Below are 13,546 nucleotides of genomic sequence, written 5' to 3'. Positions count from 1 at the left end.
CGCTCAGGGATGGCGGCCTGCGCAGGCCGGGACTGTCAGTTCGAGTTCGATGGCGTGATGCATGGCGATGGCTTCCTGGTCGATGAATGGATCAGGCGCTCATCGTCGAGCAAGGCCGCAAGGCGGTCTTGGAGAATCTTGCGGTCGCCGCGCGCGGCACGGCGGAAATCGCCCGGCGAGACACCGGCGGCGCGCCGGAAGGTGCGCACGAAATTGCTGAGGTCGGCAAAGCCCACGTCGAGCGCGATCTCGGTCACGGGACGGTCGCCGTCGGCGAGCAGGCGCGCCGCATGGCGCAGCCGCGAGCGCACGAGGTACTGGTGCGGCGTGACGCCCAGCACCTGGGAGAACAGCCGCAGGAAATGGAAGGCGCTGAGCCCGGCCTCGGCCGCGGCCTGCTCGAGGCCGATGTCCTCGTGCGAACCCTCGGCGATCCACATCGCGGCATCGACGGCGCGGCGCCGGTCGCGCGCGGGGGCCGCTCCAGGCCGCGGCGCATCGCGCCCTTCCACGAGGTCGACGAAGCGATGGGCGAACTGCATGCCGACCTCGTCGAGGCCGAGATCGCTGCGCCCCTCGACCGCGGCCTGCGCGAGTTCGCCGAGCACCATCAGCCCGGACAGCGGCGGCAGGCCGCCGGCCTGCCAGGTGCCGCGCCCGCCGCCGATCAGCTCGACGAAGCCCGGCGAGAGGTGGAAGGCCAGGCACTCGTCGCCGCAGACATGGTGGTCGTGGGTGCAGACGTACTCGTCGCCCGGCGCGCCGACGAGCACCGAGCCGGCCACGAGCTCGTAGGCATGGCCGCGCGTGCGGTAACCGAAGCTGCCCTTGCGCACGTACGAGACCGAATGGCCCTCGTGCATCTCGGCGAAAGGCGGGGCATCGGGGCCCGCGTCGCAGCGGTAGCTCGAGACCCGGATCGGCTCGGTCTGCAGCTCGGTGACCACGAGCATGATGGTTCTCCCGCAGTACCGGCCGTGCGGCGGGTCCTCAGTCGACCGTCTGCATCGCCTGCCACACGCGCGAAGGGCTCAGCGGCATGTGCAGGCGCGGCGCGCGCGCGGCGAGGCCGTTGCGCGCGAAGGCGTCGGCCACGGCATTGACGATGGCCGGCGTGGCACCGATGGTGCCCAGTTCGCCCACGCCCTTCACGCCCAGCGGGTTGTTCTTGCAGGGCGTCGATTCGTCCATCTCCATGTGGAACATGGTGCTGACGATGTCGGCGCGCGGCGCGGCGTAGTCCATCAGGCTGCCGGTGACGGGCTGGCCGGTCTCGTGGTCGTACACCACCTGCTCGTAGAGCGCCTGGCCGATGCCCTGCACGGCGCCGCCCTCGAGCTGGCCGCGCACGATCATCGGGTTGACCACGCGGCCCACGTCATTGACCGAGCTGTAGGCCACCACGCTGATCTCGCCGGTGGGCGGATCGATCTCGATCTCGCAGATGTGGCAGCCGTTGGGCCAGGTCGGGCCGGCCACGGTGCTGGTGGAGTCGACGAAGATCTCGCGCTCGGGCTGCTTGCCGGCCAGCGTGAACAGGTCGAGCTCGAGGTCGGTGCCGATCACGGCGAAGGCGCCGCGGCTGTAGGTCACGTCGTCGATCGCCACCTCGAATTCCTGGGCCGCGAGTTCGCGCGCCTTGTCGATGGTGCGCTCGGCGCCGATGCGCACCGCCGAGCCGCCGGTGAAGAGCGAACGCGAACCCGCACTGCCGAAGCCGTCGCCGCGGTCGGTGTCGCCGAGCACCACGCGCACCTTCTCGATCGGCACGCCGAAGGCGTCGACCGCGAGCTGCGCCAGCGAGGTGGCGATGCCCTGCCCCATGGCGTTGACGGCCGAGAACACCTCGATCACGCCGTCGGCCTGCACCGAGACGGTGACGCGCTCCTCGAACACGTTGCCGCCAGTCCATTCGAGGAAGGTGGCGATGCCCAGGCCGCGGTGCCGGCCGTTGCGCGCCGATTCGGCGGCGCGGCCCTCGAAGCCGTTCCAGTCGGCCAGGCCCAGCGCCTGGTCCATCACCGACTCGAACTTGCCAGTGTCGTAGGTCTGCGCCATCGGGTTCTTGTACGGCATCTGCTCGGGGCGGATGAAGTTGCGCCGGCGCAGCTCGATGCGGTCGATGCCGGTCTGGCGCGCGGCCTCGTCCATCAGTCGCTCGATGGTGAAGATCGCCTCGGGCCGGCCGGCGCCGCGGTAGGCGCCGGTGGGCGCGGTGTTGGTGAGCACCGCCTTGAAGTGGAAGTCGATGGTCTGGATGTCGTAGACGCTGGTCTGCACCCAGGGGCCGATCAGCAGCTGGATCGCAACGCCGGTGCCGGTGGCATAGGCACCGACGTTGGCCAGCGTCTTGATGCGCAGCGCGAGGATGCGACCCTTGGCGTCGAGCGCGAGCTCGGCCTTGGCCTCGATGTCGCGGCCATGGGCGCTCGAGAGGAATTCCTCGCTGCGGTCGGCCACCCATTTCACGGGGCGCTTCACCTGCAGCGCCGCGAAGGCCACCGCGATGTCCTCGGGATAGGCACCGGTCTTCATGCCGAAGCCGCCGCCGACGTCGCCGACCACCACGCGGACCTTGTCCTTGGCCAGGCCGATGGCGGCGCAGATCGAGTCGCGCACGCCCGAGGGCATCTGGGTGCTCATGCGGATCGTGAGGCGGCCGGTGTCGGCGTCGGGCGCGGCGAGCACCGAGCGCGGCTCGATGGTCAGCGCCACCACGCGCTGGTTGACCACGTCGAGCGCCACCACATGGGCGGCCTTGGCGAAGGCGGCCGTGGCGGCCTCGCTGCTGCCGTGGCGCATCTCGGCCGCGATGTTGCCGCCGGCCTCGTCGCACAGCTGCGGCGCGCCGTCGGCGGTGGCGGCCGCGAGGTCGACGACCATCGGCAGCTCCTCGTACTCGACCATCACGGCTTCGGCCGCGTCGCGCGCCTGCTGCACGGTGTCGGCCACCACCACGGCGACGGCCTCGCCGACGAAGCGCACGCGTTCGTGCGCGATGGCATGGCGCGCGGGGCTGGCGCTGTCGCCGCCGTCGGCACGCTTGAAGCCGGCGGCGCCGGGCATCGGCTTGACGCCGGCCGCGGCCAGGTCGGCGCCGGTGATCACGGCGAGCACCCCCGGCAGCGCGAGCGCCGCCGAGGCGTCGACCGAGGCGATGCGCGCATGAGGGTAGGGAGAACGCAGGAAGACCAGGTGGGACTGGCTCGGCAGGGACACATCGTCCGTGTAGCGGCCGGCGCCTGAAAGAAGACTCTGGTCTTCGAGCCGGCGCACGGCCTGGCCGCTGCCGAAACGCATGGGATTGGGGTCTGTGGTCAACGTGGTCCTCTTGTACCGGGCCCGCGCACAACGCTGGCGCGCGGAGACCGTCATGGGGTGCTTCTTCGAAGGAAGCTCCGCACTATATGTGAGCTGGAGCAAACGTGTGCGCCTTTGGACGAGTGCATTGGGAGGGCACCAGAAAGGGGCATGCCCGAGGGGCCCGCGGCGGAGCCGGCGTTGGGTTTTCGCCTCTGACACGAAGATGCGCCCCGCAAGCCGTGTATACCTACGGCCATGCGACAACTGCCCTGGCTCGAACCCGGCGATGCCCTGCCCGACCCCTCGACGGCGTGGGGGATCGCCGATCCCGTGCCCGGGCTGCTGGCCGCCGGCGGCTCGCTCGACGTCGATACTCTCTTGCGCGCCTACGGCCGCTGCGTCTTCCCCTGGTTCAGCGAGGACCAGCCGATCCTGTGGTGGAGCCCCGATCCGCGCATGGTGCTGCAGGTGGCCGATTTCCGGCTCCACCGCTCGCTGCGCAAGACGCTGACGCGCTTCGCGCAGGCGCCGGGCTGCGAGATCCGCATCGACCACGACTTCGGGGCCGTCATCCGGGCCTGCTCGGGCTCGGCCCGCCCGGGCCAGTCGGGCACCTGGATCGTGCCCGACATGGTCGCCGCCTATACCGAATTGCACCGGGCCGGCCATGCCCACAGCGTCGAGACCTGGATCGACGGCGAACTCGCGGGCGGCCTCTACTGCGTGGCGATCGGCGGCGCGGTGTTCGGCGAGTCGATGTTCACGCGCCGCCCCGACGCCTCGAAGACCGCGCTGGCGGCACTGGTGTGCCTGTGCCGGCGCTTCGGCGTGCGGATGATCGACTGCCAGCAGAACACGGCCCACCTCGCGAGCCTGGGCGCGCACGAAATGCCGCGCGCGTGCTTCGTCGAACACGTGGCCCGGGCTCGGGAAGCGACGGGGCCCGCCTGGCGTTTCGAGCCCGTATACTGGTCCGAACTCCTGTCTGCGCGACCCTCTCACCCGACGTGACGCACCTCAAGGATCTCCCGCTCCACACGCTGCAGTTCTACGCGACCGCGCCCTATCCCTGCAGCTACCTGCCGGACCGCCAGGCCCGCTCGCAGGTGGCCACTCCCAGCCACCTGATCCACAACGACGCGTACTCGGACCTGGTGCTCAGCGGCTTCCGGCGCAGCGGCATGTTCACCTACCGCCCGTACTGCGACGGCTGCCGCGCCTGCGTGCCGCTGCGGGTGCTGGCCAATGCCTTCAAGGCCTCGCGCAGCCAGCGCCGTGCCGCCAAGCAGCACGTCGACCTGCAGGCCCGCGTGCTCAAGCTGTGCTTCGTGCCCGAGCACTACCAGCTCTACCTGCGCTACCAGAACGGCCGCCACGCGGGCGGCGGCATGGACCACGACAGCATCGACCAGTACACCCAGTTCCTGCTGCAGAGCCGCGTGAACTCGCGACTGGTGGAGTTCCGCGAGACCCTGCCCGACGGCAGCGCGGGCGCGCTCAAGATGGTGTCGATCCTCGACGTGCTCAACGACGGCATCTCGGCCGTCTACACCTTCTACGAGCCCGAGGACGGCATGGCCTACGGCACCTACAGCGTGCTCTGGCAGATCGAGCAGGCGCGCAAGCTCGGCCTGCCCCACGTCTACCTGGGCTACTGGATCGAACACAGCCCGAAGATGAACTACAAGGCGCGCTTCGCGCCCCACGAATTGCTGATCGACGGCCGCTGGCAGCGCGCCAGCGATTTCACAAGATAAAATGGCGCCCGGTCTTCACCGCACAGCGCCATGAGAAAAAACCATTCAGACATTCCGGCCACCCCCGTCATCCAGGTCATCGAACGCATGTTCGCGCTGATCGACGTGCTGGCCTCGCGCGAAGAAGCCATTTCCCTGAAGGAAATCAGCGAAAAGACGGGGCTTCATCCCTCCACCACCCACCGCATCCTCAACGACCTCGCGGTCGGCCGCTTCGTCGACCGTCCCGAGGCCGGCAGCTACCGGCTCGGCATGCGCCTGCTGGAGCTCGGCAACCTGGTCAAGGGCCGGCTCAACGTGCGCGACGCCGCGCTGGGCCCGATGCGCGAGCTGCACAAGCTCACGCAGCAGCCGGTCAACCTCAGCATGCGCCAGGGCGACGAGATCGTGTACATCGAGCGCTCCTACAGCGAGCGCTCGGGCATGCAGGTGGTGCGCGCCATCGGCGGCCGCGCCGCCCTGCACCTCACTTCCACCGGCAAGCTGTTCCTGGCCGCGGACGATCCGCAGCGGGTGCGCAGCTACGCCACCCGCACCGGGCTGGCCGGCCACACGCGCAACAGCATCACGCAGCTGCCAGCGCTCGAGCGCGAGCTGTCGAAGGCGCGCCAGTACGGCATCGCGCGCGACAACGAAGAGCTGGAGCTGGGCGTGCGCTGCATGGCCGCCGGCATCTACGACGACCAGGGCAAGCTGGTCGCGGGGCTGTCGATCTCGGCGCCGGCCGACCGGCTCGACGAAGGCTGGCTGCCCAAGCTGCAGGCAACGGCGAACGAGATCTCGGAAGCGCTGGGCTTCAAGCAGGGCGTGGCACCCGCTGCCGGGGCCGTGGCGGCCGCTTCGGGGTCGCCGGGCGGCCCATCCCCCTCCGTGGGGGCTTGAGCGCGCCTGGGCGCGTTTCAGGCCCTTGCGGCGACCCTCAGGGGTCGAAGCTCTTCCCCCGCACCATGAAAAAAGCCGGCAACCGCCGGCTTTCGTCTTTGGGCAGACCCGCTCAGCCTGCGATCTGGTACGCCACGGCGCGCGAGGCGGCCGGCGAACCCGGCACGGCGTGCGTGGCCTCGACCCAGCGGCGCACGCGCTCGGCGTCGGCGATGCGGCTGAACTTGCCGGCCGAATCGAGGAACACCATGATCAGCTTGCGGCCCGCGACCCGGGCCTGCATCACCAGGCACTGACCGGCTTCGGAGATGTAGCCGGTCTTCTGCACGCCGATGTCCCAATCGGGGCTCTTCACGAGGCGGTTGGTGGTGTTGAACTGCAAGGTGCGGCGGCCGACCTCGACCTGGTATTCGGGCGAGGTGGACAGCGAACGCACGGTGGCGTCGGCGTAGGCGGCGTTCACCAGCAACGCCAGGTCCTGCGCGCTCGACTGGTTGCGGCTCGACAGGCCGGTGGGCTCGACGTAGCGCGTGTCCTTCATGCCGAGCATGCGCGCCTTGGCGTTCATGATGCTCACGAAGGTGCTCAGGCCACCTGGATAGGTGCGGCCCAGCGCGTGGGCGGCGCGGTTCTCGCTCGACATCAGCGCCAGGTGCAGCAGTTCGCCGCGCGTGAGCGTGGTGCCGACCGTCAGGCGCGAGCTGCTGCGCTTCTCGGTGTCGACGTCGTCCTGAGTGATGGTGATGAGCTCTTCGTTCGGCAGCTTGGCCTCGCTGATCAGCAGGCCCGTCATGAGCTTGGTGAGCGAGGCGATCGGCAGCACGGCGTGGTCGTTCTTGCTGAACAGCACCTCGTGCGTGTCCTGGTCGACCACCAGCGCGACGCTCGACTTGAGCTCGAGCGCGTCGTCGGTGGTGTGCAGGCCGGCCATCTGGCCGAAGGACTGGCGCGGCGGCGCCTCGACACGGACCACCGAGCGGCGCTGCACGGCCACCACGGTCTTGCCGTTCTTCTTTTGCAGGGTGGCCACCACGTTGCGGCCACCACGGACCACCTTGTCGGCCTTGTCGTCGCGCTCGGCACGGCCACCACGCTTGGCGACCTTGGACGACGCGGCATTGCGCTTCACCTCGACCGGCGCAGCGCCGCGGGCTTTCTTCGAGACGGCCGCCGTCTTGGCAGGGGCCGCCTTCTCTTTCTTGGCGGCTTGGGCGCCGGACAACAAAAAAGCCGTCGCGCAGAACGCGACGGCGAGGGTGCGAAGGCTTGAAACGCGGTGGAGACGGGCTTCGGGCATGTACAAAATCTCCAGCGGCAGGAATAAGGACCGCAGTGTATCGAAATCAAAAAAGGCACGCAATATCAGCTACTTGCATCCTTTTCTTCATTCGAATACCAAGGATCGCCCGAAAACCTAACCTTGTGCCGCCACTCTCTCAGCTTGGCTCTGTAACTTGTTGAGCGCACTCAAATAAGCCTTTGCTGACGCCACCACGATGTCGGGATCCGCCCCGACGCCGTTGACCACCCGCCCTGCGTTTTGTAACCGGACTGTAACTTCTCCCTGGCTTTCCGTCGAGCCACTGATGGCATTGACCGAGTAAAGCACCATCTCGGCGCCGCTCTTGACGTGCGACTCGATGGCCTTCAGGGAAGCATCGACCGGGCCATTGCCGTCCGACTCGCCCGTGACTTCCTTGCCATGGACGGTGAAGACGATCTTCGCCTGGGGGCGTTCACCGGTTTCGCTGTGCTGCGCGAGAGAAACGAAAGCAAACTGTTCGCCAACGTTCGCACCCTCCTCCGCGCTGACAAGCGCGAGGATGTCCTCGTCGAAAATTTCGGACTTGCGGTCGGCCAGCTCCTTGAAGCGCAGGAAGGCGGCGTTGATCTCGCCCTCGCTCTCCATGGCCACGCCGAGCTCCTGCAGCCGCTGCTTGAAGGCGTTGCGGCCGCTGAGCTTGCCCAGCACGATCTTGTTGGCGGCCCAGCCCACGTCCTCGGCCCGCATGATCTCGTAGGTGTCGCGCGCCTTGAGCACGCCGTCCTGGTGGATGCCCGAGGCATGCGCGAAGGCATTGGCGCCCACCACCGCCTTGTTCGGCTGCACCACGAAGCCCGTGGTCTGGCTGACCATGCGGCTCGCGGCCACGATGTGCTGGGTGTCGATGTTCAGCGTGAGGCCGAAGTAGTCCTTGCGGGTCTTCACGGCCATCACCACCTCTTCGAGCGAGCAGTTGCCCGCGCGCTCGCCGAGGCCGTTGATCGTGCACTCGATCTGGCGCGCGCCGCCGATCTTCACGCCGGCCAGCGAGTTCGCCACCGCCATGCCGAGGTCGTTGTGGCAGTGCACCGACCAGATCGCCTTGTCGCTGTTGGGAATGCGCTCGCGCAGCGTCTTGATGAAATTGCCGTAGAGCTCGGGGATCGCGTAGCCCACGGTGTCGGGCACGTTGATGGTGGTCGCGCCCTCGGCGATCACGGTCTCGAGCACGCGGCACAGGAAATCGGGATCGCTGCGGTAGCCGTCCTCGGGGCTGAATTCCACGTCGCCCACCTGGTTGCGCGCGAAGCGCACCGCGAGTCTGGCCTGCTCGTATACCTCGTCGGGCGACATGCGCAGCTTCTTCTCCATGTGCAGCGGCGAGGTCGCGATGAAGGTGTGGATGCGGCCGCGCGCCGCGCCCTTCAGCGCCTCGGCGGCGCGCGCGATGTCGCGGTCGTTGGCGCGCGACAGGCCGCACACCGTCGATTCCTTGATCGCGTTGGCGATCGCCTTGACCGCCTCGAAGTCGCCGTTCGAGCTGGCCGGGAAGCCGGCCTCGATGACGTCGACCCGCAGCCGCTCGAGCTGCTTGGCGATGCGCAACTTCTCGTCGCGCGTCATCGAGGCGCCGGGCGACTGCTCGCCGTCGCGCAAGGTGGTGTCGAAAATTATGAGTTGGTCGGTCATCGTGGTTCTCCTTCGTTTCTGGCCACCTGGCGCTTCGGTCGGATCGAGGCTCAGACGGTCGCGGTCTCCGATTGTGCGCTGTGCGCGCCATTGCCCCTGGCGCGCTCCACGCCCGAGACGATCGCCTTCAGCGACGCGGCGATGGTGTCCTCGTCGATGCCCACGCCGAACAGCGTGCGCGACTCGTCCACGCGCAGCTCCAGGTAGGCCACGGCCTTGGCGTCGGCACCGGCGCCGATCGCATGCTGGTGGTAGTCGATGACGCGCACCGCATGGCCCGTCGCGGCGCTCAGCGCGTGCGTGAAGGCATCGATGGGACCGTTGCCGCGGCCCTCGATGGCCACGGTCTCGCCGTCCCAGGCCAGGTCGCCGCGCAGAAGCACCGAGGGGTTGGCGCCGTCCTTGCCCTCCTCCTGCAGCACGCGGTGCTGGAGCGCCTGCACCGACTCGATGCCGTACTCGCGCACGAAGAGCTGCCAGAGGTCCGCGGCCGTGAGCTCCTTGCCCGCGACGTCCATCACACGCTGCACCGTCTGGCTGAATTCCATCTGCAGGCGGCGCGGCATCTCGATGCCGTACTCGCTCTCGAGCAGGTAGGCGATGCCGCCCTTGCCCGACTGGCTGTTGACGCGGATCACGGCCTCGTAGCTGCGGCCGACGTCCTTCGGATCGATCGGGAGGTAGGGCATGTCCCAGATGTCGCCGTCCTTGCGCGCGGAGAAGGCCTTCTTGATCGCGTCCTGGTGCGAGCCCGAGAACGAGGTGTAGACCAGGTCGCCCACGTACGGGTGGCGCGGATGCACCGGGATCTGGTTGCAGTGCTCGACCGTGGCGCGGATCTCGTCGATGTTCGAGAAGTCGAGTTCGGGCGAGACGCCCTGCGTGTAGAGGTTGAGCGCCACGTTGACGAGGTCGAGGTTGCCGGTGCGCTCGCCGTTGCCGAACAGGCAGCCTTCGATGCGGTCGGCGCCGGCCATCAACGCAAACTCGCCGGCGGCGGTGCCGGTGCCGCGGTCGTTGTGCGGATGCACCGAGAGCACGATCGCGTCGCGGCGTTCGAGGTTGCGATGCATCCACTCGATCATGTCGGCAAAGATGTTCGGCGTGGAGTGCTCGACCGTCGACGGCAGGTTGACGATGCACTTGCGCTCGGGCGTCGGCGTCCAGACCGCGGTGACCGCGTCGACCACGCGCTTGGAGAACGCGAGGTCGGTGCCCGAGAACATCTCGGGCGAGTACTGGAAGGTCCAGCGCGTGTTGGGCTGTTTCGCGGCCATCTCGTTGAACATGCGCGCATGCGTGGCGGCGAGCTCGACGATGCCGTCCTCGTCCATGCCGAGCACCACGCGGCGCATCACGGGCGCCACGGCGTTGTAGAGATGGACGATGGCGCGCGGGGCGCCTTGCAAGGCTTCGAAGGTGCGGGCGATCAGGTGGTCGCGCGCCTGCGTCAGCACCTGGATCGTCACGTCGTCGGGAATGCGGTCTTCCTCGATGAGCTTGCGCACGAAGTCGAACTCGACCTGCGACGCGGAGGGAAAGCCGACCTCGATCTCCTTGAAGCCGATGGCCACGAGGGTCTCGAACATGCGCATCTTGCGCGTGATGTCCATCGGCTCGACCAGGGCCTGGTTGCCGTCACGCAGATCGGTCGACAGCCAGATCGGCGCCTTGGTCAGCACGGCGTCGGGCCAGGTGCGGTCCTTGAGACCGATGGGCGCGAACGCACGGTATTTGGCTTGAGGTTGCTTCAACATGTCGATTTCTCTGCTGTGATGGTTGGTGATCAACCAGCAACCCCAAAAACAAACGGCCCGTTGCTGGTGCGAACGGGCCGTGGTGATGGATTTGCGCGTGCGCTACCGTCTCCGCCCGTGAGGGAGAGCTAGTAGGGCCAGCAGCGAAATCATCTTCGTCATGAGGGTTGCGAATTTAGCACAGGCTTCGAGACTTTGTGAAGACAGTGCCGCAATGCCTGTCTCAGTTGTGCAAACCGCGCTCGTCGGGTTCCTCGGTCGAGGTGCTGATCACGCTGGTCTGCTGCCCCTTGGCCTTGCGCCATGCATAGACCACGTAGCCGCTCAGGCCGTAGACCACGAACAGGCCGAACAGCACCGTCGGCGGATGGATGTTGATGACCGCGATGCCGAGCGCGATCAGCACGATCACGGCGAAGGGCACGCTCTTCTTCATCTGCACGTCCTTGAAGCTGTAGAACGGCGCGTTGGTCACCATCGTGAGGCCCGCATAGAGCGTGAAGGCGAAGGTGATCCAGGTGATCTGCGTCCACGAGAGGTACAACACCTCACCGCCGCGCTTGCCCCATTCGGTCATGAGCCAAATGAAGCCGGCCACCAGCGCCGCCGCCGCGGGCGACGGCAGGCCCTGGAACCAGCGCTTGTCGACCACGCCGGTGTTGACGTTGAAGCGTGCGAGCCGCAGCGCGGCGCAGGCGCAATAGACGAAGGCCGCGATCCAGCCCCAGCGGCCCAGGCCCTTGAGCGACCACTCGTAGGCGATCAGCGCTGGCGCGGCGCCAAACGAGACCATGTCGGACAGCGAGTCCATCTGCTCGCCGAACGCGCTCTGCGTGTTGGTCATGCGCGCCACGCGGCCGTCGAGGCTGTCGAGCACCATGGCCGCGAAGACGCCCAGCGCGGCGAGGTCGAAGCGCGCGTTCATCGCCATCACGACCGAATAGAAGCCGCCGAACAGCGCGGCCAGCGTGAACAGGTTCGGCAGGACGTAGATGCCCTTTCGCCGCTTGCGCGGCTGGACCTCGTCGGGGACGGTGTCGTCATGCATTGGATAGGTCTCCGTCCCTCATGGGCATTGTCGGTTCAGCTATCTCTTCGATAGCAATTCGGTCACTGGATCGCATCCCCGGGAGTGTAGTTCAGGGGCACGCCCGCCCCTCCAAGCAAAAGGGCCACCGCGAGGGTGGCCCTTGGGGGAATCGGGCGCCGGAGCGCCCTGCTCGCCGGGAGATCAGTTGCGGGTCTGGTCGACCAGCTTGTTCTTCTTGATCCAGGGCATCATCGCGCGCAGCTTTTCGCCAACCACTTCGATCTGGTGCTCTGCACCCAGGCGACGGCGGCTGATCAGCGTGGGCTGGCCGGCAGCGGCTTCGAGCACGAAGCTCTTGGCGTATTCGCCGGTCTGGATGTCCTTGAGCACCTGCTTCATGATCTTCTTGGTCTCGTCGGTCACGATGCGCGGGCCCGTGACGTACTCGCCGTATTCGGCGTTGTTCGAGATCGAGTAGTTCATGTTGGCGATGCCGCCTTCATAGATCAGGTCGACGATCAGCTTGAGCTCGTGCAGGCATTCGAAGTACGCCATTTCGGGCGCGTAGCCGGCTTCCACCAGCGTTTCGAAACCGGCCTTGATCAGCTCGACCGTGCCGCCGCACAGAACCGCTTGTTCGCCGAACAGGTCGGTCTCGGTTTCTTCGCGGAAGTTGGTCTCGATGATGCCGGCCTTGCCGCCGCCGTTGGCGGTGGCGTAGCTCAGCGCGAGGTCACGCGCCTTGCCGGTCTTGTCCTGGTGCACGGCCACGAGGTGGGGCACGCCGCCGCCTTGGGTGTAGGTGCTGCGCACGGTGTGGCCCGGGGCCTTGGGAGCGACCATCCACACGTCGAGGTCGGCGCGCGGCTGCACGAAGCCGTAGTGCACGTTGAAGCCGTGCGCGAAGACCAGCGAAGCGCCTTCCTTGATGTTCGGCGCCACGTCGTTCTTGTAGACGTTGGCGATCTGCTCGTCGGGCAGCAGGATCATGACGACGTCGGCGGACTTCACGGCATCGGCCACTTCGGCGACCTGCAGGCCGGCCTTGCCGACCTTGTCCCACGAAGCGCCGCCCTTGCGCAGGCCGACCACGACCTTGACGCCGCTGTCGTTCAGGTTCTGCGCGTGCGCGTGGCCTTGCGAGCCGTAACCGATGATGGCCACCGTCTTGCCCTTGATCAGGCTCAGGTCCGCGTCCTTGTCGTAATAAACCTTCATGATGTTCTCCAGATAGATATGCGAGTTGCAGTGTGTTGTGCCGTTCGTCCTGAGCCTGTCGAAGGGCTCAATGCAGTCCCCGCTCGCGCGGGGGCTTCGACAAGCTCGGCCCGAACGGGCAGCGACCGAGCTCCGTTTTCATCGGGTCAGACCCGCAGGATGCGTTCGCCTCGGCCGATGCCGCTGGCGCCGGTGCGCACGGTCTCGAGGATGGCGCTGCGATCGATCGCCTCGAGGAAGGCGTCGTTCTTGCCATGGTCGCCGGTGAGCTCGATGGTGTAGCTCTTGTCGGTGACGTCGATGATGCGGCCGCGGAAGATCTCGGCCATGCGCATCATCTCCTCGCGCTCCTTGCCGACCGCGCGCACCTTCACCATCATGAGCTCGCGCTCGGTGTAGGCGCCTTCGGTCAGGTCGACCACCTTGACCACCTCGATCAGGCGGTTCAGGTGCTTGGTGATCTGCTCGATCACGTCGTCGGAACCGGCGGTGACGATGGTCATGCGCGACAGGCTCGCATCCTCGGTGGGCGCGACGGTCAGCGACTCGATGTTGTAGCCACGGGCCGAGAACAGGCCCACCACGCGGGAAAGAGCACCGGGCTCGTTTTCCAGCAGAACGGCAATGATGTGTTTCATGTGTGCGT

11 protein-coding genes are annotated in these 13,546 nt (G+C 67.3%); 3 read left to right on the top strand and 8 right to left on the bottom strand.

Going from position 1 to position 13,546, the window contains the following annotated elements:
- Positions 1-35: 35 nt before the first annotated feature.
- Entirely contained in the window at positions 36-953 is a 918-nt protein-coding gene (locus BM109_RS06075; RefSeq protein ID WP_093341423.1) for a helix-turn-helix transcriptional regulator, read from the bottom strand.
- 37 nt (positions 954-990) lie between these two features.
- Positions 991-3,321: a xanthine dehydrogenase family protein molybdopterin-binding subunit gene (locus BM109_RS06070; protein WP_093341421.1), complete on the bottom strand. Its 2,331-nt coding sequence runs from the start codon at positions 3,319-3,321 to the stop codon at positions 991-993.
- A 237-nt stretch (positions 3,322-3,558) separates the two neighbouring features.
- On the opposite strand from BM109_RS06070, the gene aat reads away from it, so the two are divergent.
- Genes aat through BM109_RS06055 form a run of 3 tightly spaced genes read left to right on the top strand, consistent with a single transcriptional unit; the run spans position 3,559 to position 5,942 of the window.
- Positions 3,559-4,314, top strand: a complete 756-nt coding sequence (gene aat, locus BM109_RS06065) for a leucyl/phenylalanyl-tRNA--protein transferase (RefSeq protein ID WP_093341420.1) — start codon at positions 3,559-3,561, stop codon at positions 4,312-4,314.
- Entirely contained in the window at positions 4,311-5,060 is a 750-nt protein-coding gene (locus BM109_RS06060; RefSeq protein ID WP_093341418.1) for an arginyltransferase, read from the top strand. Before aat ends, BM109_RS06060 begins: the two co-directional genes overlap by 4 nt.
- A gap of 30 nt (positions 5,061-5,090) precedes the next feature.
- Positions 5,091-5,942: an IclR family transcriptional regulator gene (locus BM109_RS06055; protein WP_093341417.1), complete on the top strand. Its 852-nt coding sequence runs from the start codon at positions 5,091-5,093 to the stop codon at positions 5,940-5,942.
- 112 nt (positions 5,943-6,054) lie between these two features.
- On the opposite strand, the gene BM109_RS06050 is transcribed toward BM109_RS06055, so the two are convergent.
- The 6 genes from BM109_RS06050 to ilvN form a co-directional block, all read right to left on the bottom strand.
- A complete protein-coding gene (locus BM109_RS06050) occupies positions 6,055-7,239 on the bottom strand; it encodes a serine hydrolase (RefSeq protein WP_093341415.1) in 1,185 nt (394 codons plus the stop codon).
- Positions 7,240-7,356: 117 nt separating this feature from the next.
- Complete coding sequence (locus BM109_RS06045) at positions 7,357-8,895, bottom strand: 2-isopropylmalate synthase (protein WP_093341414.1); 1,539 nt, start codon at positions 8,893-8,895, stop codon at positions 7,357-7,359.
- Positions 8,896-8,945: 50 nt separating this feature from the next.
- A complete protein-coding gene (gene leuA / locus BM109_RS06040; RefSeq protein WP_093341412.1) occupies positions 8,946-10,652 on the bottom strand; it encodes a 2-isopropylmalate synthase in 1,707 nt (568 codons plus the stop codon).
- A gap of 223 nt (positions 10,653-10,875) precedes the next feature.
- Positions 10,876-11,700, bottom strand: a complete 825-nt coding sequence (gene pssA, locus BM109_RS06035) for a CDP-diacylglycerol--serine O-phosphatidyltransferase (RefSeq protein WP_057592484.1) — start codon at positions 11,698-11,700, stop codon at positions 10,876-10,878.
- Between the two features lie 183 nt (positions 11,701-11,883).
- Entirely contained in the window at positions 11,884-12,900 is a 1,017-nt protein-coding gene (gene ilvC / locus BM109_RS06030; RefSeq protein WP_093341411.1) for a ketol-acid reductoisomerase, read from the bottom strand.
- A gap of 146 nt (positions 12,901-13,046) precedes the next feature.
- Positions 13,047-13,538: an acetolactate synthase small subunit gene (gene ilvN / locus BM109_RS06025; RefSeq protein WP_012747479.1), complete on the bottom strand. Its 492-nt coding sequence runs from the start codon at positions 13,536-13,538 to the stop codon at positions 13,047-13,049.
- Between the last annotated feature and the right edge of the window lie 8 nt (positions 13,539-13,546).

The sequence above is a fragment of the Variovorax sp. PDC80 genome (assembly GCF_900115375.1).
Classification (GTDB): Bacteria; Pseudomonadota; Gammaproteobacteria; order Burkholderiales; family Burkholderiaceae_C; genus Variovorax.
This window is presented reverse-complemented; position numbering and strand designations above follow the sequence as displayed.